This is a genomic window from Mucilaginibacter rivuli, assembly GCF_019391655.1.
In the GTDB taxonomy this organism is placed as follows: domain Bacteria; phylum Bacteroidota; class Bacteroidia; order Sphingobacteriales; family Sphingobacteriaceae; genus Mucilaginibacter; species Mucilaginibacter rivuli.
Genome location: NZ_JAHXPQ010000001.1, coordinates 41123 through 66431 on the forward strand (window position 1 = coordinate 41123; position 25309 = coordinate 66431).

At 43.6% G+C, this 25309-nt stretch carries 21 protein-coding genes; 11 read left to right on the forward strand and 10 right to left on the reverse strand.

The window, feature by feature from the left end:
* Position 1: 1 nt before the first annotated feature.
* The 3 genes from KXQ82_RS00215 to KXQ82_RS00225 form a co-directional block, all read right to left on the reverse strand.
* On the reverse strand, positions 2–1585 hold the full coding sequence (locus tag KXQ82_RS00215; protein WP_219485668.1) for a type I restriction-modification system subunit M: 1584 nt from the start codon (positions 1583–1585) through the stop codon (positions 2–4).
* An 838-nt stretch (positions 1586–2423) separates the two neighbouring features.
* Positions 2424–3803, reverse strand: a complete 1380-nt coding sequence (locus tag KXQ82_RS00220) for an aspartate kinase (RefSeq protein WP_219485670.1) — start codon at positions 3801–3803, stop codon at positions 2424–2426.
* A gap of 91 nt (positions 3804–3894) precedes the next feature.
* Entirely contained in the window at positions 3895–4932 is a 1038-nt protein-coding gene (locus tag KXQ82_RS00225) for a LacI family DNA-binding transcriptional regulator (RefSeq protein WP_219485673.1), read from the reverse strand.
* A gap of 160 nt (positions 4933–5092) precedes the next feature.
* On the opposite strand from KXQ82_RS00225, the gene KXQ82_RS00230 reads away from it, so the two are divergent.
* The 4 genes from KXQ82_RS00230 (at position 5093) to KXQ82_RS00245 (ending at position 10453) form a co-directional block, all read left to right on the forward strand.
* Complete coding sequence (locus KXQ82_RS00230) at positions 5093–6574, forward strand: xylulokinase (protein WP_219485675.1); 1482 nt, start codon at positions 5093–5095, stop codon at positions 6572–6574.
* A gap of 19 nt (positions 6575–6593) precedes the next feature.
* The gene (xylA, locus tag KXQ82_RS00235) at positions 6594–7925 is read left to right on the forward strand and encodes a xylose isomerase (RefSeq protein ID WP_219485678.1); all 1332 of its coding nucleotides are present in this window, start codon (positions 6594–6596) and stop codon (positions 7923–7925) included.
* 67 nt (positions 7926–7992) lie between these two features.
* Positions 7993–9708, forward strand: coding sequence for a sodium:solute symporter family transporter (locus KXQ82_RS00240; RefSeq protein WP_219485680.1), 1716 nt, complete (start codon positions 7993–7995; stop codon positions 9706–9708).
* A gap of 112 nt (positions 9709–9820) precedes the next feature.
* The gene (locus tag KXQ82_RS00245; RefSeq protein WP_219485684.1) at positions 9821–10453 is read left to right on the forward strand and encodes a rhomboid family intramembrane serine protease; all 633 of its coding nucleotides are present in this window, start codon (positions 9821–9823) and stop codon (positions 10451–10453) included.
* Between the two features lies 1 nt (position 10454).
* Here the strand turns inward: KXQ82_RS00245 and KXQ82_RS00250 are convergent, their stop codons facing one another.
* Positions 10455–11444, reverse strand: coding sequence for a hypothetical protein (locus KXQ82_RS00250; RefSeq protein WP_219485686.1), 990 nt, complete (start codon positions 11442–11444; stop codon positions 10455–10457).
* 54 nt (positions 11445–11498) lie between these two features.
* Between KXQ82_RS00250 and KXQ82_RS00255 the strand changes: the two genes are divergently transcribed.
* The gene (locus KXQ82_RS00255) at positions 11499–12509 is read left to right on the forward strand and encodes a dipeptide epimerase (protein WP_219485688.1); all 1011 of its coding nucleotides are present in this window, start codon (positions 11499–11501) and stop codon (positions 12507–12509) included.
* A 1-nt stretch (position 12510) separates the two neighbouring features.
* On the opposite strand, the gene KXQ82_RS00260 is transcribed toward KXQ82_RS00255, so the two are convergent.
* The 5 genes from KXQ82_RS00260 to KXQ82_RS00280 form a co-directional block, all read right to left on the reverse strand.
* A complete protein-coding gene (locus KXQ82_RS00260; RefSeq protein ID WP_219485690.1) occupies positions 12511–14208 on the reverse strand; it encodes a carboxypeptidase-like regulatory domain-containing protein in 1698 nt (565 codons plus the stop codon).
* 56 nt (positions 14209–14264) lie between these two features.
* Positions 14265–15479: a carboxypeptidase-like regulatory domain-containing protein gene (locus tag KXQ82_RS00265; protein WP_219485693.1), complete on the reverse strand. Its 1215-nt coding sequence runs from the start codon at positions 15477–15479 to the stop codon at positions 14265–14267.
* 119 nt (positions 15480–15598) lie between these two features.
* Positions 15599–16504 carry a prohibitin family protein gene (locus KXQ82_RS00270; protein ID WP_219485695.1) on the reverse strand — a complete coding sequence of 302 codons (906 nt, stop codon included), beginning with the start codon at positions 16502–16504 and terminating at the stop codon, positions 15599–15601.
* A 24-nt stretch (positions 16505–16528) separates the two neighbouring features.
* Positions 16529–16717, reverse strand: a complete 189-nt coding sequence (locus KXQ82_RS00275) for a DUF6358 family protein (RefSeq protein ID WP_219485697.1) — start codon at positions 16715–16717, stop codon at positions 16529–16531.
* The gene (locus KXQ82_RS00280; RefSeq protein WP_219485699.1) at positions 16717–17031 is read right to left on the reverse strand and encodes a rhodanese-like domain-containing protein; all 315 of its coding nucleotides are present in this window, start codon (positions 17029–17031) and stop codon (positions 16717–16719) included. The genes KXQ82_RS00275 and KXQ82_RS00280 overlap by 1 nt, the downstream gene beginning before the upstream one ends.
* 135 nt (positions 17032–17166) lie before the next feature.
* Between KXQ82_RS00280 and KXQ82_RS00285 the strand changes: the two genes are divergently transcribed.
* On the forward strand, positions 17167–18285 hold the full coding sequence (locus tag KXQ82_RS00285; RefSeq protein ID WP_219485701.1) for a DUF4407 domain-containing protein: 1119 nt from the start codon (positions 17167–17169) through the stop codon (positions 18283–18285).
* Positions 18286–18297: 12 nt separating this feature from the next.
* Here KXQ82_RS00285 and KXQ82_RS00290 read toward each other — a convergent pair whose 3' ends face one another.
* Complete coding sequence (locus KXQ82_RS00290; RefSeq protein ID WP_219485704.1) at positions 18298–20040, reverse strand: M14 family zinc carboxypeptidase; 1743 nt, start codon at positions 20038–20040, stop codon at positions 18298–18300.
* 176 nt (positions 20041–20216) lie between these two features.
* On the opposite strand from KXQ82_RS00290, the gene KXQ82_RS00295 reads away from it, so the two are divergent.
* The 5 genes from KXQ82_RS00295 to KXQ82_RS00315 all read left to right on the forward strand — a co-directional run bounded on the left by KXQ82_RS00295 (position 20217) and on the right by KXQ82_RS00315 (position 25267).
* Positions 20217–21260 carry a glycoside hydrolase family 43 protein gene (locus KXQ82_RS00295; protein WP_219485706.1) on the forward strand — a complete coding sequence of 348 codons (1044 nt, stop codon included), beginning with the start codon at positions 20217–20219 and terminating at the stop codon, positions 21258–21260.
* 24 nt (positions 21261–21284) lie between these two features.
* Positions 21285–22772 (forward strand): family 43 glycosylhydrolase, encoded by a 1488-nt coding sequence (locus tag KXQ82_RS00300; protein ID WP_219485712.1) that lies wholly within the window; start codon positions 21285–21287, stop codon positions 22770–22772.
* A gap of 61 nt (positions 22773–22833) precedes the next feature.
* A complete protein-coding gene (gene fumC, locus KXQ82_RS00305; RefSeq protein WP_219485715.1) occupies positions 22834–24231 on the forward strand; it encodes a class II fumarate hydratase in 1398 nt (465 codons plus the stop codon).
* 64 nt (positions 24232–24295) lie between these two features.
* Entirely contained in the window at positions 24296–24829 is a 534-nt protein-coding gene (locus KXQ82_RS00310; RefSeq protein ID WP_219485718.1) for a fumarate hydratase, read from the forward strand.
* Positions 24830–24832: 3 nt separating this feature from the next.
* Entirely contained in the window at positions 24833–25267 is a 435-nt protein-coding gene (locus KXQ82_RS00315; RefSeq protein WP_219485721.1) for a low molecular weight protein-tyrosine-phosphatase, read from the forward strand.
* Positions 25268–25309 lie beyond the last annotated feature (42 nt).

A 25309-nucleotide genomic window follows, 5' to 3' on the forward strand; every position in this document is an offset into this window, starting at 1 on the left:
TTTAGAAAGGAGAATCGATATTTAGTTCCCTACAAAAAGCCGCAATAGTTTTATCTATTAAAACAATGTCGTCCTCAAGTTCTCGTAATTCACGAGATATAGTAGTCAAATCTATAGTTTCTTCTTCCTCGAATGTATTTACATACCTTGGAATATTAAGGTTATAATCATTGTCGGAAATTTCTCCAAGTGTTGCAATGTGACTGAATTTATCAACTTCGTTCCTTTCACGGTAAGTTTCTATTATTCTTGCAATGTCTTCTTCTCGTAATGAATTTTGTGTACCTCTCTCAAAATATTCAGCAGAACTAATAAAAAGAACGTTGTCGGGGTTCTCTCGACATTTTTTAAATACCAATATGGCTGTGGGGATAGATGTGCCATAAAACAGGTTGGCGGGTAGGCCTATTACTGCATCCAAGTAGTTACGATCCTCAATTAGATATTGCCTTATGTGCGCCTCTGCACCACCCCTGAATAGTACGCCATGCGCCACAACTACTGCCATTGTACCATTATCGGTCAAGTGGTGCACCATGTGCTGTACAAAAGCAAAATCGGCTGTCGACTTTGGCGCCAGCCTGCCGTATTGGCTAAAACGCTCGTCGCCCATATGCAAAGGGCTTGCACTCCAATGAGCCGAGAACGGCGGATTGGCTACTATCGCCTCGAATTGTTCGCCTATATGTTGTGGTTGTTCCAATGTATCTTCCTGTCGCAAGTCAAACCTGCGGTAATGCACATCGTGCAATATCATATTCATACGGGCCAAATTGTAGGTGGTGCGATTAAGCTCCTGCCCATAAAACTTGCCTACTTCGGTAACCTCCTTAGCTACCCGTAAAAGTAAAGATCCCGATCCACACGCCGGATCGTACACCGAGCGCAGCCGTGTTTTGCCGGTAGTTACCAGTTTTGCCAATACCTTTGATACTTCCTGCGGGGTATAAAACTCACCGGCTTTTTTACCTGCCCCGCTTGCAAATTTACCAATGAGGTATTCGTAAGCATCGCCTAATACATCCGAGTTGGCATCAGCTAAATTAAAATCAATCTTATTTAGATGTGCTAATACTTTGGAAATCAATGAGTTCTTTGCCGATTCGGTACGACCCAGTTTAGTCGAGGTAAGATCAAGGTCTTCGAACAGGTTATCAAAATCGTCCTGGCTATCGGTACCCATTGTACTTTGTTCGATGTTATTGAGTATACGGGCAAGGTCGGGTAGTATAAAATTGCTTTTTACTTCGGCATCCTCATCATCCGCATCAGCGTTACCACGCTTGGCTATTTCGCTGAACAGTTCCGATGGTTTTAAAAAGTAACCTAATTTAATGAGGGCTTCCTCTTTTATCGCCTCAAGGTAAGCATCTCCTTTTTGGGTGCCTTCTTTGATGTTCTCGTATTTTATGCCATCCTCTTTTAATATATCGTCGGCATAGATGTGCATTTTTTCGGACAGGTATTTATAGAATATAAAACCTAATATATAATCGCGAAACTCGTCGGCATCCATTTTGCCACGCAGGGTGTTGGCAATGTTCCATAGTTGCTGCTCAAGCTGCTTCTTTTGATCTTCTGACATTAATAACCTGTAGATTTGGGGACTGTATGCGAAGATAGCAAAGTGTCACGTTTTATGTCAAAATTTTGCAAATCCCACCAAAATTTTGTACCTTGTATGGAGTTACAAAGGAATAAGGAGTAAAGATCAAGGACTTTTTGAAATTCTTACTTTTACCCCCCCCCCCGCCTGTTGGCTACCTGTCGCGCAGGGATTGCTTCGTGCCTCGCAAAGACGTGGTGGTTAGGGTGGCGTTTAAATCTTACTTTATCCCCCCTTTCAATTATTGATTTATTGATTGTCTGAATGATTGAATGGGAAGAGTTGGCTACCTGTCACGCAGGGATTGCTTCGTGCCTCGCAAAGACGTGGTGGTTAGGGTGGCGTTTGAGTCTTACTTTATCCTCATGCCTGTTGGTTACCTGTCGCGCAGGGATTGCTTCGTGCCTCGCAAAGACGTGGTGGTTAGGGTGACGTTTGAATCTTACTTTATCCCCCCCCCCTTGCCAATGATTGAAGGATTGATTGTCTGAATGGTTGAATGACAAAAAGAAATAATGAAAATACCCAAGAATACCCAAGACACCCAAGTCTTTTTGGGGTTACCCATGGCGCTTAGCGCAAGGCCCCGCAAGCAGCTAAATTGCGAATTTGATAATTAGCGTTCTCGAAATTAGCTGAAAACACCCAAGTTTACCCAAGGTTTTTGGGTTTTGTATTGCGAAAATGGCAATGGAGCCAATGGTTGAAGGATTGATTGACAGAATGATTGATTGTTCAAAAAGCATACCTGCCGCCGGCCAATCAAATTGGATAGACAGGTATTCAATCAATCAATCATTCTCTCAATCGATCATTGTTAGTTAGACATGGCTTTGTTGAGCGCGATGATGGCTTCGTCGAAGCTTTCGCGGGCGATAAGGAACTGGATGTTTACCTGGCGCAGGGCGAAGCCGGCGCTTTTGATATCGATACCTTTGCTTGCCAGCGCGCCTGCCGATTTAGCGAGTAAGCCGGGCTGATCGATATTGGAGCCGATGAGGCAAACCATGGCAACGGGTTCAACGGTTACTTTTTCGAAGAGGTCTTCCAGCTCGGCAATGAGCTTTTTGTTGAAGTCTTTCTCCCAGATAACGATGGATATGCTGTTGGCGCTGGTGGCCTTAAAGTTATAGCTGATGCCGAGGTTGTAAAACACCTGCATGATGCGGAAATCGGACCCTACGTTGCCAACCATGAGCGGGTCGTAAATATCGATGATGAGCAGTTTGGTGGTGCCGGTTATTACTTCTACACGCTTGCTGTCGCACACATAGTCTTTGGTGATGAGTGTGCCCGGGTGCTCCGGTTCGAAGGTGTTTTTGATACGTAGGTTGATGTTGTTGATCTCGAGCGGCTTTGATGCTTTAGGGTGGATGGCTTCCATGCCCACATCGGCCAGCTGATCGGCAACATCGTAATTGGTGAAGCCTACGGGTACGCAATTATCTACACCAACCAAAACCGGGTCGGCACTGCAAAGGTGGTATTCTTTGTGGATGATGGCTTCGCCGGGGTTTACGGCAACGGCAATTTTGCAGAAGGTAACCTCGCTGTAACCACGGTCAAACTCGCGCATAATACCTTCGGTGCCTTTGGCGTAGCCGGTTACGATGCAGATGGTTTTGCTGAAATCGATATGGCTGAAGGTATGCTTGATGCGCTGATCGATGGTGTATGATTTATGATCGTGGAAACCACTCAGATCAACCAATGTAGCGTTGATGCCCATGTTCTGCAAGATGTTGGTGAACACCCAGGCAGAGTGGGTTTCGCCGATAGAGGCGAGGATCTCGCGGGCGGCCTGTAAAATGCCTTCGGTGCTTACATAGCCCGAAGCCAGTATATTGGCAAGGTTATCCAGGTAATGCTTGGCATCGCGTACACGCTTCTCGATGAACTCATCGGCAGCAGCAAGGTCAAGGCCCAGGTCGACATATTTTTTGTTGAGGTTTTGGAGCTGGATGATCAGGTCTTCGATAGACTGGTGAAAATCCTGGTATTTGGCAATGCGGTGGTAAACGCCCGGCTCGCCGGTCTTTTTGTTTTCGAGCAATAAATTGGTCACCCCCGAAAATGCCGAAACCACAAAAATGCGGTTGTATAAAGCATCGCCTTCGCGGTTATATAATATGATGTTTTTGATGACATCGCCAAGGGCACTCATGGATGTGCCACCTATTTTTTCTACTGTAAGCATGTTATTTTGCTATCCCTGACTGGTTTAGTGGGCGCAAATTTATAAAAATAGGCTATTAGTAAGAATTTATTATCTATTGGGTTGATAGATTTTACTGAGCCCCCTTTTTAAGCGATGACCCCCTGATGATCATTTCCGATTTCAGTACGATAGACTCGGTTAACATCATGTCCGTCACTTCGCGTAAATGGTTAATAAGGGTACGTGCGGCAACCTCGCCCATTTCATAACTTGGATAGTTAATCGTTGTTAAGTTAGGATCAACCAGTCCCGATATCGGGTCGTTATTAAAACCCGCTATGGCGATATCTTTTGGTATGCTTATGCCGGCCAGTTTGAGTTCGCGCATGCAATAGGCAGCAAAAGCGTCATTGGTAATAAAAGCGCCATCGGGTAAGGGGTTAATAGCGAGTATCTGTTTGGCGGCGTCAACATTTGGGCCAATGTGCTCATCCATGTAATTAATGATGAGTAGCTCGTCGGTATATTTCAAGCCGTTGTCCTCGAGTGCCTTTTTATAGCCTTCAAACCTGTCGGCATATACATTGCGTTTCAGGTTACCGGTAACATGTACTATTTTTTTGCAACCCTGTTCGATCAGGTGGGATGTGATCTCGTAGGCGGCTTTATAATTATCTATCACCACGTTGGGGCAGTCTTTATGCTTATATACCCTGTCGAAGAAAAGCAAAGGGATCTTCTTTTCGATAAAAACCTCAAAGTGGCTGATGTCTTCAGTATCGTAAGCGAGCGATGCCATTACGCCGTCAACCCGGCTATTGAACATGGTGTTGGCATTGGCAATTTCCTTTTCAGTATTTTCTAATGACTGGCTGATAATAAGGTTATAGCCCGATTCGCTGGCCACTTTTTCCATTCCCGCTAAAACGGTTGCAACAAAATAACTGTCTAACCGGTGTATAATTACGCCAATGGTATTGGTACGTTTAAGCCTTAAGCTACTGGCAAAGGTATTGGAGCGATAACCCATCGCACGGGCCGTATCCATTATTTTCTTTTTGGTTTTACGGCTTATTGCCGGATGATCGCGCAGGCCGCGACTTACTGTAGCGGGCGAAATATCAAGCTCTTTAGCAATATCGTAGATGGTTATTTCTTTACTTTTCATTATTCAGCAAGCAACAAGGGTGTAGGTTTTTACAAACTAAATGAAAAATATTATCAAATAAAATTACAATCGGTTGCATTTTAAAATTTAATCAATAATTTTACCCCTGAATTGGTGTATTAACTATACTAATATCCTTTTATAAACTAATAAAATTTGAATGCTGCTTCTCGGTATTGATGTAGGTACATCCTCTATAAAAGTGTCAGTTGTTGATGCGGTATCGCAAACATGCGTTGCATCTGCGCAATATCCTGATACTGAATCGCCCATTACATCGCTGCAGCCCGGCTGGGCAGAGCAATCGCCGCAAATGTGGTGGGAGCATGTGCAAAAGGCCATATTGCTGGTGCAAAAAAAGGGTGGGTTTGATCCTAAAGATATTAATGCAATTGGAATAGCTTATCAAATGCACGGTTTGGTACTGGTTGATAAAGACCAGAACGTATTGCGCGACAGTATTATCTGGTGCGATAGCCGTGCCGTAGCCCTTGGCGAAAATGCTTTTGACACTATTGGCCATGAGCAATGCCTGAGCCATTTGCTCAACTCGCCAGGGAATTTTACGGCTTCAAAACTGGCATGGGTTAAAGCTAATGAGCCTGAAATTTATAGCAAAATTGATAAGATAATGCTGCCCGGCGATTATATAGCCATGAAGCTGACGGGCGATATTACCACAACGGTTTCGGCTTTGTCTGAGGGGATATTTTATGACTTTTTATGCAACAAATTGTCAGATGATGTAATGAAATTTTACGGTTTCAGCGGAAGCGTCATCCCCGATATCCAACCTGTATTTTCAGAGCATGGTTTTTTGAAACAATCGATTGCCGATAGTTTAAATCTTAAAGCCGGTATCCCGGTAACTTATAAAGCCGGCGATCAGCCAAATAACGCCTTATCATTAAACGTTTTACAACCCGGCGAAGTTGCAGCAACAGCCGGAACATCAGGTGTGATATATGGTGTAAGCGATAAACTGGCTTACGACAAGGAGTCGCGTGTAAATACATTCGCGCATGTTAATTATGCCGAAGAGCAAAAGCGTTTAGGTGTATTACTTTGCATAAACGGCACAGGCAGCCTTAACCGCTGGACGAAAAGCCTTTTTGGCGAAAGCGTTAGCTATCAGCAAATGAACGATGAGGCGCAGGGTATAAAACCCGGCAGCGAAGGCTTGCGCATATTGCCTTTTGGCAATGGTGCCGAACGTATGCTGAACAATAAACTTATCGGCGTTCATTTTCATAACATTGATTTGAACTTACATACAAGGGCGCACATTTTCAGGGCGGTACAGGAGGGTATAGCTTTTTCTTTCCGTTACGGATTGGATATTATGCGCAGCAATGGCATGAACCCAACGGTGATACGGGCCGGTAAAGCCAACCTGTTTTTAAGCGGCTTGTTTACACAAGCCTTTGTTGATGTTACCGGCGTACCGGTAGAATTATACCATAACGATGGTAGTGTAGGCGCTGCCTTAGGCGCTGGTATTGGCTGCAGGGTTTATACATCGCCGGCCGAAGCATTTACAAATGCCAAACCAGTGCAACTTATTGAACCGGGCAAGTACAATTACGAGCAGATGTACACCGAGTGGAAAACATTATTACAAAAGCAACTCACAATAGAATAACACACATAAAAATAATAAAATGGCAAATGTAGTTTTAGGGGAAAAGGAATTTTTCAAAGGTATAGCACAGGTTAAATATGAAGGCCGGGAGTCTGATAATCCACTGGCTTTTAAATGGTATGATGAGAGCCGCGTTGTAGCAGGCAAAACACTGAAAGAGCATTTGCGCTTTGCCGGTGCTTACTGGCACTCGTTTGTGGGTAATGGCGGCGATCCTTTCGGTGAGCCTACACACGTGCATCCATGGAACGTTAAAGCTGATGCTGTTGAACGCGCCAAAGATAAAATGGACGCCGCGTTTGAGTTTTTGACCAAAATGAACCTGCCGTTCTATTGCTTCCACGATGTGGATGTGGTTGATTATACCAATGATATTAAAGAAAACGACCGCCGTTTACAGGCACTGGTTGATTATGCTAAACAAAAACAAGCGGATAGCGGTGTAAAACTGTTATGGGGAACAGCTAACCTGTTCTCACACCGCAGGTACATGAACGGCGCTACTACTAACCCCGATTTCCACGTGTTAACACATGGCGCGGCGCAGGTTAAAGCTGCTTTAGATGCTACCATTGCCTTAGGTGGCGAGAACTACGTATTCTGGGGTGGCCGTGAAGGGTACATGACTTTGCTGAACACCGATATGAAACGCGAACAGGAGCATTTTGCAAAATTCCTGCACACAGCTAAGGATTATGCCCGCAAGCAAGGCTTTAAAGGTACTTTCTTTATCGAACCAAAACCTTGTGAGCCATCAAAACACCAATACGATTATGATTCGGCAACGGTTATTGGCTTTTTACGCCAGTACGATCTGTTGAAAGATTTTAAGCTGAACCTTGAAGTAAACCACGCTACTTTAGCGGGTCATACTTTCCAGCATGAGTTACAGGTTGCTACAGATGCAGGCCTTTTAGGCTCGATAGATGCTAACCGCGGCGATTACCAGAATGGCTGGGATACAGACCAGTTCCCTAACAATATTACCGAAATTGTTGAGGCTATGCTGGTAATACTAGATGGTACAGGTTTACAAGGCGGGGGTATTAACTTTGATGCCAAAATACGCCGTAACTCAACCGATCCGGCTGATCTGTTCTACGCGCATATTGGTGGTATGGATATATTTGCCCGTGCTTTGATCATTGCGGATAGCATCCTGCAAAAGTCTGATTACAAAAAAATACGCACGGAACGCTACTCCTCTTTTGATAGCGGAAAAGGAAAAGATTTTGAGCAAGGTAAACTATCGTTAGAAGAATTGCGCCAATTTGCTATAGATAACGGCGAACCGGCAGTTGCAAGTGGAAAACAAGAATATTTAGAAAATTTGATTAACAATTATATTTAATCTATTATTGTAAAATGTACACTAACTAAAGGTGTACATTATAAACCATAAAACCTAAGTATCAAAAATGAAAACACTCCAAACCGGTGATTACCTGGTATTCCTGTTTTACTTTGTTGTTGTTGCCGCCTACGGATGGTGGATATACCAACGTAAAAAGAATGTTAATGCCACATCCAACGATTACTTTTTAGCCGAAGGTTCATTAACATGGTGGGCCATTGGTACCTCCCTGATTGCATCGAACATATCTGCAGAACAGTTTATCGGCATGAGCGGTTCGGGCTTTAAACTGGGCCTGGCTATATCAACTTATGAATGGATGGCTGCGGCTACCCTGGTAATTGTTGCTGTGTTCTTCATTCCGGTATATTTAAAAAATAAAATATTTACCATGCCGCAGTTTCTACACCAGCGGTATAATGGCACAGTGGCCATGATTATGGCTATATTTTGGTTGTTTTTATATATCGTGGTAAACCTGCTGTCAATTTTATACCTGGGCGCTATCGCTATCCATGGTATTGCTCCTGAGTTTTCCATTGGCTTGTGTATTATATTGCTGGCTGTATTCTCGGTAATTATTGCACTTGGCGGTATGAAGGTTATCGGTTATACCGATGTTATACAGGTATTCTTTTTAATATTGGGCGGTTTGGTAGCATCATACGTTGCATTGAACCTGGTAAACAGCTCAACAGAACCATCAAGCGTGGGTGGTATGTTCAGCGGTTTAAAACAGGTAACCACCCAGGCTGCCGATCACTTTCACATGATATTCCAGAAAGACAATAAAAACTATGTCGATCTGCCGGGATTAAGTGTGTTATTAGGTGGTATGTGGATCACTAACCTTAACTATTGGGGCTGTAACCAGTACATTACCCAACGTGCCTTAGGTGCTGATTTGAAGACTGCGCGTAGTGGTATTTTATTCGCCGCGTTCTTAAAGCTGTTAATGCCGCTTATTGTGGTTATACCTGGTATAGCGGCTTATGTGTTGTATCAGCGTGGTATGTTCCATACTGCCGATGCGGCAGGTATGCTTACCCATAACGGCATTACCGATGTAAATAAAGCATACCCATCTTTACTGAACTTGTTGCCTACTTATATGAAAGGTTTGGCATTCGCGGCACTTACCGCGGCTATTGTGGCCTCACTTGCCGGTAAAGTAAACAGTATTGCTACTATATTTACGCTTGATATCTACAAAAAGGCCATTAACCCTGATGCATCAGAGGCCAAGTTGGTAAACCTGGGTAAAATATCTGTAGCTGTTGCTATGGCAATGGGTGTAGTATTAGCCTACCTGGTTGGCGAAGCTTTAATGGGCGAAGGCAAACAAGGCTTTAACTATATACAGGAATACACAGGCTTTTTCTCGCCGGGTATCTTAGCGATGTTCCTGTTGGGTTTCTTCTGGAAAAAAGCTACATCTAACGCGGCCTTATTTGCTACTATAGGTGGTTTTATATTGTCTATTGTATTAAAGTTCCTTCCAAAATTTGCCGACCTGAGCTTTTTAACCCCTTATGGTTACTATGCGCCAAACTACGGTAACGGCGGTGCATACGAAATACCATTCTTTGACCGTATGGGCTTTGTATTCGTTATCTGCGCGGTAGGTATGTGGATCATCAGTATTATTGAGACCAATAAGGGTGTTAAACCTAACAGTCTCGAGGTTGATACTAAAATGTTTAAAGTTACACCGGGTTTCGCTATCGGATCATTGGTGATCTGCGGTATATTAACCGCCTTGTACACCATTTTCTGGTAATATTAATCCTTTAAATATTAAAATGCCGCCCTGCTTAAAAAGGGCGGCATTTTTTTTGCGATAAATTTTGCCCCGCCAATAAAACCTGTATCATTGCATAAAGAATTATATAGTGGACGACATAGCTATCTACCTGCATTACGCGCCAGTTGCCTCGGTTATATTTGCAATTACCATCGCATCATCATTATTGGCTTTTTATAGTGATGACCTGTATACCCGCATGATATTGAACCCTTATAATGTATATAAGGGTAGCGAAATATATACGTTGCTTACCAGTGGTTTTATCCATAAAGATTGGATGCACCTGGCGTTTAATATGATGTCGTTCTCTTGTTTTGCTTTCAGGCTCGAAATGATTTTGGGTCATTGGCAATTCGGATTACTATACATCGCCAGCCTTGTTTTGAGCGACTTGCCTACAGTGTACAAAAACCGGAAAAATTTTTGGTACCGGAGCCTGGGTGCATCAGGAGCAATCAGTGCCGTGGTGTTTGGTTACATCATGTTCGATCCGCTGGCCAAATTGCAGATCATGTTTATCCCAATTGGTATACCGGCTATCTTGTTTGGTGTTTTATACCTGATATATTGCGTATACGCATCACGCCGTTCGGCCGACAATATCAACCATGATGCGCACTTTTATGGAGCAATATGCGGAATAGTATTTACGATTATCCTGATACCCCAATCGGTCCACATCTTTTTTGGGAAGCTGGCGCAAGCCTTTGGTGCTTAATTTAAAGCGGCTGATCAATATGCTCCGCAGGGATAAAGTTGTTTTCCTTATCCAGCAAAAAGCTCATGGGATGCTCAGGGTTTTTAATGATCTCTAACAATAAAAAGCCCCAGCGTTTCCAAAAGCTTTCCAGCACTTGTCCGAATGTTTTACCTAACCACTCGTCAAACAGGGGTTTTACGCTCATACCTTTCAAACTCATGGCTTCTAAATATATCTCATCGCCAACTGGTAAAATATTGTATTCAGGCAAGCGGTTAAACAGGTAGGCTGAGTAAAATATGCGCCCGCAAAACTCCTCGTATTGTATGGGGTGCAAAATCTTATCTTCTATTTTGGATAGGATGTTTTTATGATAGTTGCGGTTAGCTCCGTTATCCTGCAGGCATATAATGAGGCCAAAATCTTTCACGCGGATAGAGAAGGTGAGCGTATTGATCTCATCGCGGTAAGCAAACTCATTTTCCGGGTTGGTTACCTTGAATAAGAACATGCTGTATGGTTTAAACTCTTCGAATATGAGGGGTTTATTAATGCTCTGCAGCATTAAATGCAGGTTGCTGAATTTGTGGATAATAGATTGCGAGATATTAAACTCTTCGCCCTGCTGGTGCGACTGGCGGATGGCCATCTGTACTTCGCTAAAAATAATGCCATATAATAGTTTACCCGCCCATTGAAATAGCTGCAGCTCATCCAAAGCTTTTACAGCCTCATAGCCGCCTTCAAATGCGTTGGCAACGCTTTGCTCTAATGGCTCAAGGTATTGCTCGTTTATGGCAGCAGAACAGGGTATTTTCAAATCCTTATATGTAGCCATGCTTTCGTCGAGCAGCTTAAAGGGCTGGTCGTGCAGGCTATACCTATTCATCAGCCATGCGGGGAAAACCTGTATCTTTTCTTCGGGCGAACTGAGTGTTTCGCCGCTTAAAAAACATTGGTTGTTGCTGAAGTTAAACTTTTCGAACGGCTGATATAATTGTACTGACATTGCCGCAAAGATAAGATTGAAATGCGACAGAATTTTTTAGATTTGATTTTTAACATGCGGCTGACTTACCAACCCTTTTTGCTCGAACTAAAACATCCCTTTACCATCGCTAAGTTTTCGCGTACAGCAACGCCAATAATGCTGGTGCAGTTGCATTATGAAGGTTTTACAGGTTATGGCGAAGCCAGTATGGTACCTTACATGGGCGAAAGCCATCAATCGGCCACGGAGTTTTTGGATAAGGTTGATGTATCGCAGTTTAAATACCCTTTTGATTTTGAAGGCATCATTAGTTACCTGGATCAGTTAGCGCCCGGCCAGCCTGCTATAAAAGCCGCAGTAGATATTGCTTTGCACGATTTGGATGGCAAGTTAAAGCAGCAGCCTTGCTGGCAATTGTTAGGTAACGAGCCTAAACTAATGCCCATTACATCGTACACTGTAGGTATTGATACGCCTGATGTGATGGTGCGGAAGTTAGAAGATGCAGCAAGTTTTAAAGTAATAAAAGTAAAACTGGGTAGTAGTGACGATAAAGCGATAATAAACACCATACGCTTGGTAACAAATGTGCCCTTATATGTGGATGCCAACCAGGGCTGGACAAACCGCGAACAAAGCCTTGACTTGGTCCATTGGCTTCATGAACAAGGTGTAAAGCTAATAGAGCAGCCCTTCAGTAAAACTGACCCGGATAGTAATGCATGGTTAACCGAACACAGCCCCATTCCCATTATTGGTGATGAAGCCGTACAACGTTTACCTGATGTTGCTAAAGCCAAAGGTGTTTACCATGGCATCAATATAAAGTTGATGAAATCGGCTGGAATGTTTGAGGCTAAACAGATGATAGATGAAGCACGAAAACTTGGTTTGCAGTTGATGATAGGCTGCATGAGCGAAACGAGTTGTGCTACTTTAGCTGCTGCCGCACTTGCACCACAATGTGATTATGCCGATCTGGATGGTCCCTTTCTTACCAAAAACAACCCCTATACTATGCCGGGATTTACAGATGGTAAATGGGTGTTAAATGATGGTCCGGGTTTGGGGCTTATAGTTTAAATCACTTTAATTCCACTTTTTTACCTTCAAACATTTTCAGTAATACCTCGTCCAATTCAGCCTCCGTCATACCCCATTTTATAGCAGGGTTATAAAAAGTTTGGATGATGTGCGCATCTAAAGGTTGTATTTTTTCGGGCAGGTTAATGGGGTTATAATCAAACAGACTATGGGTATAGCCCTCAGCGATGCCGGTAAAACCAAAGCCATTCATTATTTGCCTTTGTGCCGCAGGGAGTGTTGCACGCCTTATCAATTCTATCATGGAAGTAAAACCATTTTCGTTCGATGAGTAATATTCACCGCCCACCTTGTTGATTTTCTCCAGGTAGTCCATTGCTTCTGGATTGATCAAGCCTTTTACTTTACTCAATTCCCCGGTAATGATACAAAAGTTCACTTCGCTGTCGTTATCGGTTTTTGTGATACTCAATCCCGTTAAATGCGATAGCTGTGCGAACAAGCTATCTACTTGTGCGAGAGCAAGATCATTGCGCGGTTTATCAGCGCCAAACCTGCCATATACTTTATAACGGATGGGCGTATGCCATTTTTTAACTACAAGCCTGGCATCCAAAGGTGTGTTTTGAGCCAGCACTATCGATTTAAATAATGCAAAATCTTTTAAGGCCTTGTTACCGGAATTACTTTTAGCCGCAATAGCTTGTGATTTGATTTTTTCGGCAACCTTTGCCGAATCGGTACGATGAATGCTATCGCTTAAGCTTTTAACCGACCTGTATTCAAAGGGCAGCATATCGCCTACGCGCTTTACGCTCATATCACCAAACCACTGTAAGCCGGTATCATGAAATCCGTTTTGATCAATATAACAATCCGTTATGGTTTGCGACATCTGCGATGGATAAGCGGTATTGTTATCATGGATAATTACCATGCGGTATTTCAAATTGATCACTTTTTCGAGCTTGTTATTCAAACAAACAATGCTATCGGCATCCATCGGACGCAGATCGGCAGTGTAAATTTTATAGTGTGCTTTTTTTAAGGAGTTGCTCCACAAGGCCCGGATAAACTCCATGCGCGAGCCACTGTATGCATCCTCGCGGTTACGGATGGTCTTTTTTTGTTTAGCGGCAGCGGCATCCTCAGTAAAAATAAAATTGCCCGCAAATTTTACCTCTTTGGGCATCCGTAAAAAGCTGTCTAAAAAATAGCTGATATGATAGCCAAGCTTCTTATTCTCAATTTTAATGGGTCCATCGCAAAAGGCGGTAAGCGCACCCGTTTTTTTATCATAATCTAACTGAATATCATCCATATTGGTAATGGTGCAACTCAAAGCATAATCTGATGTTCCAAGAAATTCACGCTTAAACATCCAAACCTTGTTTTCGCGCGACATGCCGTCCGACCCGATACGCACTTCCCTCAACTGGTGCAGTTTTGGTTTGAGGTAAACTTTTAAAGGCTGGTCTACACTATAACTGGTTACTGTGGTAGAATAATAGCCAATACAACTTACAATAATGGGGATATGCCCAGGCTTTTCTTCGATGGTAAAATTACCATTGGCCCGGGTTAATGTGCCCGACATGGAACCACCATAATACACACTCGCGTTTGCAACCACGGCACTGCTATCATGCTCTGCACGATATACCTTACCGCTCAGTGTTTGCGCACTGAGCCATAGGGGTAGTACAATAAGTAAAGTGATGAATAATGGCCTCATCATAAATTGGTTCAGGTAGGTAAAAATAATAATAATCCAAAATTATTCCGTGCCTGCTGTTACGGTGTTGGCGTATAATCCACAGGTAGCATTTCGGCAACTTTATTCAGGCCCCATGCACCATCGTAGGTAATAGCCGCGGGGTTTGTAAATACACCGTTACTATCAAAAACGGCGTACTTACCAGTAAGCGCAACTACCGTGGTAGGATAATCAGGCATATCAAGCGGGTGATATACATTCTTATTGACGTTGCCATCGTGCTTTTTGGTGTAGATCACATACAGAAAATCAGGATATAACAGGGCCTGCATATCTTTACTGTCGGTTGGGCGCACATAGTCGGTTAAGGCTAATGGCTTACTCACCAGGTACTCCATTGTTTTAGGTAATTGCATTTTTGCACCCCAGTAGTTTAGCGAGTCCTGTGCATGAGCATCAGTAAATTTGTTAAGGACAAACTGCCGCATTTTTGCCCTGATCAAACTATCAGGCGGCCGCGCCGGGTTGGGTTTGCGGATCAATCGCATTACTTTGAACCCTTGCTGCTCAACCTCGGTATTATAAACCGAACGCAAAAAATGCATATCGCTGCCTTTATAAACCTCCAGCCGTTTTTTTGCCCATTGCCGCTGCTGTGATGGTTTGCCTTTCATTTCTTCGAATAAAACCGGCCCCTCGTAATACACAAAGTTACGGCCGTAATCCTTAACAAATTTGTTGACCTGGTAATACAGCTTATATCCCAAAGCATTGTTTTCTATGATGAGGAAATCATCTGTATTGGAGTTTAGGGTTTTGCCGGGTGTATCATAATCAAAATTGATCACATCGGGGTTTAATATTTTACATTGCTGCGCATTATCCGACAGGCCGATAAACTCACGCTTAAAAACTGCTAAATACCTTTCACGGTTAGCATCTATCCCTATCTTAACCTCCTTTAGTTGATTGATCCTGGGCGACAACTCAATAACAGGTAGGTTTATTGCCGCGCCGCTAATGTTAACGTTTTGATGATGTGGCTCAAAACCAATGAATGATACCACCATATCATAGGTTCCGTTTTTGGCATTAGTTAAAGTAAAAGTGCCGTCTTCAGCGGTGCGGGTTCCAATTATCGAGTTACTCAAAAATACCGTAGCATAGCCTACCGGTTTTTTATCCGCAGCGCTTATTACCTTACCGGTGATGGTAGTTTGAGAGAAAGATAAAACAGGCAGCAAGATAAGGAGGAAAGCTGTTTTTATGAATAGAATAGCACAAGTCTTCATAACACGGTTTGATAACTATAAATATAGTTATCAAAAGCTATAAAAACAAATAGTTGACTCTGATCGAGCCAACTAATTTATTCTATGCTTTACATCTCCCCCTTTAGGGGGCAGGGGGGCTAATCTTTTCCCAATATAATGGGTGCACCTTTGCCGTTCCCCATAATGATCACTTTAGCATTTGGCGATAAGGCTATTTCTTTTTGGGCCTTAATGCTTTCGTATTGTAATTGCTTATCGGACAAACCTGTCGAAAGGATCTTTTGGTAATCAGCTATACCTTGTGCTTCTACACGTTTACGCTCAGCTTCCTGCTTTTCTTTTTGCAGTACAAACTGCATTTTCTGCGCATCCTGCTCGGCGTTAATTTTCGATTCGATACTGGCTTTTACCGATGAAGGCAAAGCGATGTTACGCACTAACACACTTTGCAACTCAATACCATTTTTAGCAAACGCTGTAGTAATGGTTTTTTGAATGCGCATCTGGAACTCCTCCCTTCGGGTTGAGTATAATGCCACAGCTTCAAAGTAAACCGCGTTATCACGTATAGCAGTGCGGGATACCGGGCGAACAATGTTATCAATGTAATCGGGGCCTATATTTTGTAACAGGTATGGCGCTTTGCTCGGCACCAGGCGATATAAAACGGTAATATCTATGGTAACCTCCAAGCCGTCGGATGATAACACTCTGATGGCATCATCGCCTACTTTCTGGCCTTCGGTGGTGGCCGCGCTCATGGTATAGTTTTGGGTTTTGGCATCAAATACCGTAACCGATACTGCAGGGTTGATAAAATGGAGGCCGCTTTCCAACACTTCGTTTTGTACTTTACCAAACAGCGATTGTACACCCATTGTACCCTGCTCGATAATTTTAACGGAAGAACTGATGAGGCCCAATACAACCAGCACAACACCACCGATAGTTATTGCGCCCGAGAAACGACTGTTTGGCGAGGGAGTGTTTTTTACCACCATGCCTGCAATAAGCGCGATGATACCAAGAATTGCTATGAACATTGTTTTAAGGATTAGACCCTAAAGTTACTGTTTTTTCTGCATGTTCCTGATGTCTTTTATCAGGCGTATTTTGAAGATGATAACCATTACAGCTAAAAAAATACCACCGGCAACATAAGCCCAGTTATGGTTTTTAACGCTATAATAAACGGTTAACAGGCATAAAAAAATACCTATGTTATATAAAACGTTAAGAAATACTTTTAAGCCCATTAATATACTTCTATGGTAGAATCAATCTCTTCGGCCCAGGCTAATATACCGCCTGTTAAATTATACAGGTTGGTAAAGCCGTATGGCTCCAGTTGCATAATGGCTACGGCACTGCGTTTACCGCTGCGGCATTGCATAATAACAGGTTTATCGGTAGCTATTTTATCTTTTTCTATCAATATACCGGCAAGTGGGATCAAAGTGCCACCCAGGTTTGACATTTCATACTCAAAATCTTCGCGAACGTCGATCAGTTGAAAGTCTTCGCCATTGTCTATTTTCTCTTTTAATTCTTGTACGCTTATTTCTTTCATAGCAAATCAATTATAGCACGAAGATAACCGTTTTTATGAAATTTTGGTGAATTGATAATTACACTTTAAGCTGTAACATTCAAGCCTTACAGGCGTTTAATAACAAACAGTTACAATAATTCGCGATATTACGGCATGAGAAATATAACACGCTTTTTTTGGTTTTGCTCCGGAGCGCATATCGAAACACTAAAAAAATACCCTATCGAACATAACAAGTATGTTGGTATAGGGGCCACTATATTTTTCACGGCCCTGTTTGCCAGCCTTTCGGGTGGTTATGCCATGTACTTTGTATTTAGTGGCAGTGCCTTTGCGGTGGGTTTCGCTATCCTTTTCGGGATAATATGGGGCCTGGCTATTTTTAACATGGACCGCTACATTGTGAGCAGCATTAACAAGCGCGGCACCACCAATCAGCAGATATTACAGGCTTCGCCACGTATTTTACTGGCCATAATGATCGGTTTGGTGATATCGCGCCCGCTGGAATTAAAGATCTTTGATAAAGAGATCCGCGCCAAGCTGCGTACCTCATACCTGCACGGGCAGAAAAGCAAAATTGATACCCTGCAACTGGCCTACAACCAAAAATACGCGCAGGAACTGGGTAAAAACAGCGACCTGAAACACGAGCGCGATTCGCTTACCAAAGACATTAACCGCTCGCGCGTGCAACTTAACCAGGAAGTGTTCGGTAGTAAAAGCGATCAAACTTCGGGCATTGTAGGTTACGGCACTTACGCCAAACAAAAGCAAGGCGTTTTAGAAGAAAAGCAAGCCCGCCTTAAAGTGGTACAGGATGCGTTGGATAAACAAGATGCCTTTTTGAACCAGCGTAAAGATCTCGACGGGCTAAACAATGTGGTGCTGTTCTCGGATAAGCAACTCGACAGCCTTGCCAACATTGCAGGTTTTGCCGACCGTAACTGGGCCTTGGGCCAACTGGCTTTTCGCCCCGATGGTACGCGCGACCTGGATACCTACCTTGCCGAAAGTTTTATAGGCTACCTGTTCATCTTGTTTGAGTGCTTGCCTGTATTTGTAAAACTCATGTCGCCGAAAGGATCATATGATGAAGCCATGGCCAGGATAGAAGATGCAGATGTTCACTTTGCCGAAAGGGACAAAGAGCACGAAATTTCGGTAACAGATCAAAACTTCGACCACCGTTTAAAAACAGATATAGCCAAACGAAAGCAGATCATTACCGATCAATCAGCTTTTGATTTGGAGCGGCATAGGTATGATTAGGTATATAATTTCTTACTTCAAATATAATTTCACATCCTTCATTAACCTACCCACCGGGTAGCGGTTCCCGGTCTTTTCGTGGTAAGGCGAGTTGAGGTAAATAAACTCCAGCTGCGCGTTGGCGCTCTTAATAAAGTTAGGGTCTTTGGCGCTTTGTTCATCCAGCTTTTGTTTCAGGGCCGGGTCTTTCTTTAACAGGTCGGCGGCAATATCCTCAAATACGTAATCAGAGAAATGCTCTTTTTCGGATAGCACCGAGTCAAAAAAGTTCCAGGCGAAAAAGGAATCAACACCCTGCGGCTCCAGCGTTTCAACAATATAGCGGTTAATGGCCTGGTTGGTATAAACCACGTAATCGCCCGCGAAAAACTTAACGGCCATGTCTGTTGGTTTTAGCTGTACATTGCTGTGCAGGTAATGGCCTTCGTAAGGGCGGGTTGGGGTGCGCATATCGCCAATATAATACATCTGCAGGTTCAGTGTAGTATCATGTGTAAGGCGTTTCATGGCCACCTTATTTAATTTAAAAAGGTCTATCACCTTAGCCCATGCCTGCGGGATAATATAAGCCACCGGTTTATCAGCAGTAGCGGTTACTACGTATTTGTTATAGTAACGGATAGGCTTGCTGTAGGGCTTATTACGGTCATAATACAAACGGCTTACACCACTTACATCGCTGGGTTTGTGTTTGGCCTCGTAACCATGGAAAGTTATCGTATCATACGTGCTTGCATCCAGTTTCCAGTTCAGGGCAAATGTTTTTTGTTGCTTCACCTGTTCATCAGCCTGTTGCTGCAGATTGCGGATAAGCGCGGCATCACGTTCACAGATATCGATCAGGTTCTGCATAAAATCGTAAGTAGAATACACGCGCGGCGCAAAGGGCTTTAGCATATGCGTTTCGGTAACATAGCTGATGATGTTATGCTGCACGGTATAACCTGTTGAAAATCGTGGCGTTTCAATAAAAGCCACAATACCCGAGTCGGGCGTACCTCGTACACCTTCCACATAAGGCGTCATTTCATACCCGCTTTTCTTCATGCGTTTGTATAGTTCGGGCGTTAAGGTATTGCCGGTATATTTGGCCAATATGGGGTTTTGTTTGTCTTTTTGTGTTTCAATCAGCGTCATTACGTATTGGTAATCGGCGCCATCGCTGGTGTGGTTATCTAAAAAAACCTGTGGTTGCCATGTGTTCAGTATTTGCATAAAAGCAAGCGCGTTGCGGCTGTCGGCCTTAATAAAATCGCGGTTCAGGTCCAGGTTGCGTGAGTTGCCGCGAAAGCCATAAGCCTCCGGCCCGTTCTGTGTAATGCGCGAAACGCCACGGTTCATGCTGCCATCAATATTGTATAGAGCGATAATGCATACCACCACATTTTTAGGCAGGCTGTTCTTTTTCAGCATATCGCGCACCAGCATCATACTGGCATCAATGCCTTCGGGCTCGCCGGGGTGGATACCGTTATTGATAAGGATAACTGTTTTACACTGCTTTTTGATCTGTGCAGGATCAAAAACCTTATCGCGCGAAAGCACAATTAAACTGAGCGGCTTTCCAATATCTGTCGTGCCGTAATTGATCATTCTTACCTGCGCTTTTCCTTTTACCAGTTTTTGGTAATAGCTAATCACTTCAGGGTAAGTGGCTGTATAGTTTTTATCCTTGTGTTGTTCAAAAGGGGTAAGCTGGGCGCTGGCGGTTTTAATAAATAGTGCCAACAGCAAAAAGGCAAGGCTTTTTTTCATGGTTGTGAAGTCAGTTTAAAACAAATATAAGTTTTGCCGCCATACATTTGATCGGTTTTGGCAGATTATAATTTATATCGGCACAACAAATTTAAGCGTATGATCTGCTTACTTAAAAATTATAATTGTAAAAACGACGTTTATTTATTAGCCTTGTAAATCATTACAAACCAATTATGAAAAAAACACTGATCAGCAATATCATTTTGCTGTTTTTGGCCCTGCCATTTGCCTACGCACAAAAAAAGATAAAAGTGCCCACCGAAAAGGATATGGGCGCTTACCTGATGGTTTATTTTAAAGATGCCGACCATAGTTTGCATTTTGCCCTTAGCAAAGACGGGTATAGCTTTACCGATGTAAATAACGGAGCGCCTGTAATTAAAGGCGATACCATTGCCGAACAAAAAGGCATTCGCGACCCATATATTTACCGCGCACCCGATGGTACATTCTACCTTGCCCTTACCGATCTGCACATCTACGCCCAAAAAGAGGGTTACCGTACCACCCTATGGGAACGCGATGTGGAAAAATACGGTTGGGGAAATAACCGCGGCATAGTTTTAATGAAATCGAAAGACCTGATACATTGGACGCACACCGTGCTGCGGGTAGACAAAGCTTTCCCTGAACTTGCCGACATAGGCTGCGCCTGGGCACCCGAACTGATATACGACGAAGTGAAGAAGAAAACCATGATGTATTTTACCATACATTTTGGTAAAGAAAAGTGTAAGGTATACTATACCTATATGAACAAAGATTTTACAGCGATGGAAACCCTGCCCAAACCAATTTTTGACCACCCCGGCGGCACTGAGTATATTGATGCCGACATTACCAAAGTAGGCAATAAATACCACATGATGTATGCCCTGCACGATGGTGGCTCGCACGTGGAGCAGGCCGTTTCCGATTCGGTGAATACAGGTTATGTTAGTATACCTAAACGGGTGGATGCCGAAAAAGTAGGTGATGAGGCTCCCACCGTTTACAAACTTATTGGCCAGGATAAATGGATATTGGTGTATGATATTTACCGCATTAACCCCCACAACTTCGGCTTTAGCGAAACTACCGACTTTGTAAACTTTACCAACCTTGGACACTTTAACGAAGGAGTAATGAAAGCAACAAATTTTTCCATACCAAAGCATCCGGGCATTATCCAGATCACCAAAAAAGAGGCACAAAAATTGGCGACAATTGGAAAATGACCACGACCTTTTAATTGCAGAGTTATGAATAAGTTATTCGCATTTTATTGCGCATTAGGATGTTTATTTCTGATCGGCACAAGCTGTTTGGGACAAGACTATCCCAAAGTATCCTTAGCTGGAGATTATGGCGACCCGACCATCATCCGCGAAGGCAAGGATTATTATATGACCCACTCTGCATTTTCCAACGCGCCGGGGTTGCTCATCTGGCACTCTACCGACCTGATGCACTGGGAGCCGATTTGCCGGGCGCTGCCATTTGTACCCGGTAACGTGTACGCGCCCGATATGCTTAAATACCAGGGTCGGTATTATATCTATTTCCCGGCGGGCAGCAATTACGTAATATGGGCCGATAAGATAACCGGGCCATGGAGCAAACCTATAAATCTGAAAGTAAATAATATAGACCCGGGCCATGCCGTAGGCGAAGATGGCAAACGCTACCTGTTTTTAAATGGCGGCAACCGCGTTAACCTGACTGACGATGGTCTGGCTACTGATGGCCAACCCATGAAAGTTGTTTACAACGGTTGGGATTTTCCGAAAGAATGGGTAACCGAGGGCAAATGGCTCGAATCACCCAAAATAGTTAAGCATGGCGATTACTTTTATTTAACCAGTGCCGAGGGTGGTACCGCGGGGCCAAAAACAAGTCACATGGTGGTATCGGCACGCTCAAAAAGCATTAACGGGCCCTGGGAAAACTCGCCCTATAATCCCATTGTTCATACCTACTCGGCTACCGAGCCCTGGTGGAGCAAGGGCCACGGTACCATTATTGATGATGTGAACGGCAACTGGTGGATAGTTTATCATGCTTACAAAAACGGCTATTATACTCTTGGCCGTTTTAATTTGGTTGAACCGATAGAATGGACAAAAGATGGCTGGTTCAAACTCGCTAAAACGCCTAAAAAGGCATTGGTTAACGAAGTTAAAAAAAGCGGAATGGAACTATCGGATGATTTTGGTGGGAAAGAACTTGGTTTGCAGTGGACGATATGGTGGCAACCGACGGTAGACAATTTTCAGTTAAAAGACCATAGCCTGTACCTTGATGCCAAAGGCAACGACCCCGCAACCGCGCGCAAATTGGTTTGCATCCCAACAGATACCGCATACCGCGCCGAAGTAACCATACGGCCGGGCGAAGGCTGTTCAGGCGGCTTATTGCTTTCCTATAACGACAAAGCTTTCACAGGCATTATCGCAACGGCAACAAAATATATGGTGTATGATACTGCCCGAAATTATAAGGAGTTTCCGCGAACCAAGAACGGCCCATTTAAATTGCGGATAGACAACAACCGCGAGCACTGCACATTTTCGGTAAGTGATGACGGAAAGAATTGGACGATAGTAGCCAATGATGTTATAGTTACCAGCCTGCAACACAATAATTATAAAGGTTTTTTTGCATTAAAAATAGCTTTGGCCGCCATTGGACAAGGACAGGTGAAGTTTAACGATTTTAGATACCAGGCAACCAAGCCTATTGCAAAATAATCAGTGTAATCAACTTTGAAATCGGTGTAATCAACATATATTTGCGCCAAATTATAATACCATGAGTTTCAGAATAGAACACGATACCATGGGCGAGGTACAGGTACCTGCCGACAAATACTGGGGAGCGCAAACACAACGCTCACGTAACAATTTCAAAATTGGCCCCGAGGCTTCAATGCCTAAAGAAATTATAGCCGCGTTTGCCTACTTAAAAAAGGCTGCAGCTTATACCAATACCGATTGTGGTGTGCTTGGCGCTGATAAACGCGACCAGATAGCAGCCGTTTGCGATGAGATATTGGCAGGTGGTTTGGCATCCGAGTTCCCGTTGGTGATCTGGCAAACAGGTTCGGGTACGCAATCGAACATGAACGTGAACGAAGTTGTTGCTAATCGTGCGCACGTATTGGCAGGTAACAAACTGGGAGAAGGTAAAACCTTTATCCACCCCAATGATGATGTGAACAAATCACAATCATCAAACGATACTTACCCTACAGCCATGCACATCGCGGCATACAAAATGCTGATCGATGTGACCATCCCCGGCATTGAAAAACTGCGCGATACGCTGAAAGCGAAATCTGAAGAGTTTAAAGCCGTGGTTAAGATTGGCCGTACCCACTTAATGGATGCTACGCCTTTAACTTTGGGACAGGAGTTTTCAGGCTATGTATCACAATTAGATCATGGTTTACGTGCTTTACGCAATACATTGGATCACTTGAGCGAACTTGCCCTTGGCGGCACGGCTGTTGGTACAGGCATCAACACGCCTAAAGGTTACGATGTGAAGGTTGCCGATTACATCGCTCAATTTACCGGCCTGCCATTCCGCACTGCCGAGAACAAATTTGAGGCCCTTGCCGCTCACGATGCTATTGTTGAGAGCCACGGTGCATTAAAACAAATTGCCGTATCATTAATGAAGATAGCTAACGATATCCGTATGCTGGCCTCGGGTCCGCGCTCGGGTATTGGCGAAATACATATTCCGGATAATGAGCCGGGCTCATCTATTATGCCGGGTAAAGTTAACCCTACCCAAAACGAAGCCGTAACTATGGTTGCCGCGCAGGTAATGGGTAATGATGTTACCATCTCTATCGGTGGTTCAAACGGCCATTACGAGTTGAACGTGTTTAAACCGGTTATGGCAGCTAACTTTTTACAGTCGGCCCGTTTAATTGGCGATGCCTGCGTATCGTTTAACGATCATTGTGCTGTTGGCATAAAGCCAAACTACGAAGGCATTAAAAAGCACCTCGAAAACTCATTGATGCTGGTAACTGCTTTGAACCCGCACATCGGTTATGAGAACGCTGCTAAAATTGCTAAAACCGCATTGAAGAACGGAAGTTCATTGCGCGAAGCCGCTATCGGTTTAGGTTTACTCACCAACGAGCAGTTTGACGAGTGGGTTAAACCCGAAGACATGATAGGCGGTTTGAAATAAACAAAGCCCGATATTTACACAGACCCTTTCGTGATGAGCGAAAGGGTCTTTATATTTACGCCCAATGCAGAAGCCTTTTAACTTTCAACTCTTAACTTTCAACTTAAAAAGGGCTTCTTGCTTACTGCTTCTTGCTTCATGCCTCTTTTCCTGTAGTTTTAATCCACCGCTCCAGGGCAATGGTGTTAAAGCATTACAAGGCGAGTGGAAACAAGATACCATCGGCAACAGCAAACAACTGGTAAACTATACCCTGTACAACTTCCGCTTTAGCTGCGATTCGGTTTTTATCCGCATGGAAAATTTCAGCAAGGTAAATTATGGTACTGATACCTGCATGAACAAGGGCCACTGGCTTGAATATGCCGGGGCCACTTATGATCAGAAAGAAAGCAAACTCCACGTCAAAGGTTTTTATTGCGATGCCAACTATCATTTGAAAAACCCGGGCGGCTGTTTTAACTCAGGAGTATATGAGGATACCTTTAGCTTGACGATGAAAGACGATTCGGTGTTGGAGTTGTTGCCCGTTTCGAGCACCGTCCCCATCAAACTAAAATTAACTAAACGTACAACCTGTACACCAAAGCCCTTATAATTTATGAAGATACTTATGGTTTGCCTTGGCAACATTTGCCGTTCGCCGTTGGCGCATGGCATTATGGAGCATTTGGTAAAGGAGAACAAACTGGATTGGGAGATCGACTCGGCGGGTACAGGCAACTGGCATATTGGCCAGGGGCCCGATAGGCGCTCCACCCGCGAAGCAAAGAACAATGGCATCGACATCAGCAGCCAGGTTTGCCGTCAGTTTCGCGTAAGCGATTTTGATGAGTTCGACCTGATCTTAGTTATGGACCGTAATAATAAGGCCGATGTATTGCGCCTTGCCAGCACTGATGCCGACCGTGCTAAAGTAAAAATGCTGCTCGGCGATAGAGAAGTACCCGATCCTTACCATGATGATACACTATTTGCACCGGTTTTTAATATGGTGATGGAGGGTTGTAAAAAAATAATAAGTGCTTACCAATAAGTTACTGCATTCAATAAATTGAATATTTGCTAATTTGAAGCC

Coding starts and splice junctions, on each gene's coding strand:
- KXQ82_RS00240 (WP_219485680.1), top strand. CDS start 7,993: ATGAAAACACTCCAAACCGGTGATTACCTGGTATTCCTGTTTTACTTT.
- KXQ82_RS00315 (WP_219485721.1), top strand. CDS start 24,833: ATGAAGATACTTATGGTTTGCCTTGGCAACATTTGCCGTTCGCCGTTG.
- KXQ82_RS00215 (WP_219485668.1), bottom strand. CDS start 1,585: ATGTCAGAAGATCAAAAGAAGCAGCTTGAGCAGCAACTATGGAACATT.
- KXQ82_RS00255 (WP_219485688.1), top strand. CDS start 11,499: ATGCGGCTGACTTACCAACCCTTTTTGCTCGAACTAAAACATCCCTTT.
- xylA (WP_219485678.1), top strand. CDS start 6,594: ATGGCAAATGTAGTTTTAGGGGAAAAGGAATTTTTCAAAGGTATAGCA.
- KXQ82_RS00250 (WP_219485686.1), bottom strand. CDS start 11,444: ATGTCAGTACAATTATATCAGCCGTTCGAAAAGTTTAACTTCAGCAAC.
- KXQ82_RS00230 (WP_219485675.1), top strand. CDS start 5,093: ATGCTGCTTCTCGGTATTGATGTAGGTACATCCTCTATAAAAGTGTCA.
- KXQ82_RS00270 (WP_219485695.1), bottom strand. CDS start 16,504: ATGTTCATAGCAATTCTTGGTATCATCGCGCTTATTGCAGGCATGGTG.
- KXQ82_RS00310 (WP_219485718.1), top strand. CDS start 24,296: ATGCAGAAGCCTTTTAACTTTCAACTCTTAACTTTCAACTTAAAAAGG.
- KXQ82_RS00225 (WP_219485673.1), bottom strand. CDS start 4,932: ATGAAAAGTAAAGAAATAACCATCTACGATATTGCTAAAGAGCTTGAT.
- KXQ82_RS00280 (WP_219485699.1), bottom strand. CDS start 17,031: ATGAAAGAAATAAGCGTACAAGAATTAAAAGAGAAAATAGACAATGGC.
- KXQ82_RS00290 (WP_219485704.1), bottom strand. CDS start 20,040: ATGAAAAAAAGCCTTGCCTTTTTGCTGTTGGCACTATTTATTAAAACC.
- KXQ82_RS00265 (WP_219485693.1), bottom strand. CDS start 15,479: ATGAAGACTTGTGCTATTCTATTCATAAAAACAGCTTTCCTCCTTATC.
- KXQ82_RS00260 (WP_219485690.1), bottom strand. CDS start 14,208: ATGATGAGGCCATTATTCATCACTTTACTTATTGTACTACCCCTATGG.
- KXQ82_RS00300 (WP_219485712.1), top strand. CDS start 21,285: ATGAATAAGTTATTCGCATTTTATTGCGCATTAGGATGTTTATTTCTG.
- KXQ82_RS00275 (WP_219485697.1), bottom strand. CDS start 16,717: ATGGGCTTAAAAGTATTTCTTAACGTTTTATATAACATAGGTATTTTT.
- KXQ82_RS00220 (WP_219485670.1), bottom strand. CDS start 3,803: ATGCTTACAGTAGAAAAAATAGGTGGCACATCCATGAGTGCCCTTGGC.
- KXQ82_RS00295 (WP_219485706.1), top strand. CDS start 20,217: ATGAAAAAAACACTGATCAGCAATATCATTTTGCTGTTTTTGGCCCTG.
- KXQ82_RS00285 (WP_219485701.1), top strand. CDS start 17,167: ATGAGAAATATAACACGCTTTTTTTGGTTTTGCTCCGGAGCGCATATC.
- fumC (WP_219485715.1), top strand. CDS start 22,834: ATGAGTTTCAGAATAGAACACGATACCATGGGCGAGGTACAGGTACCT.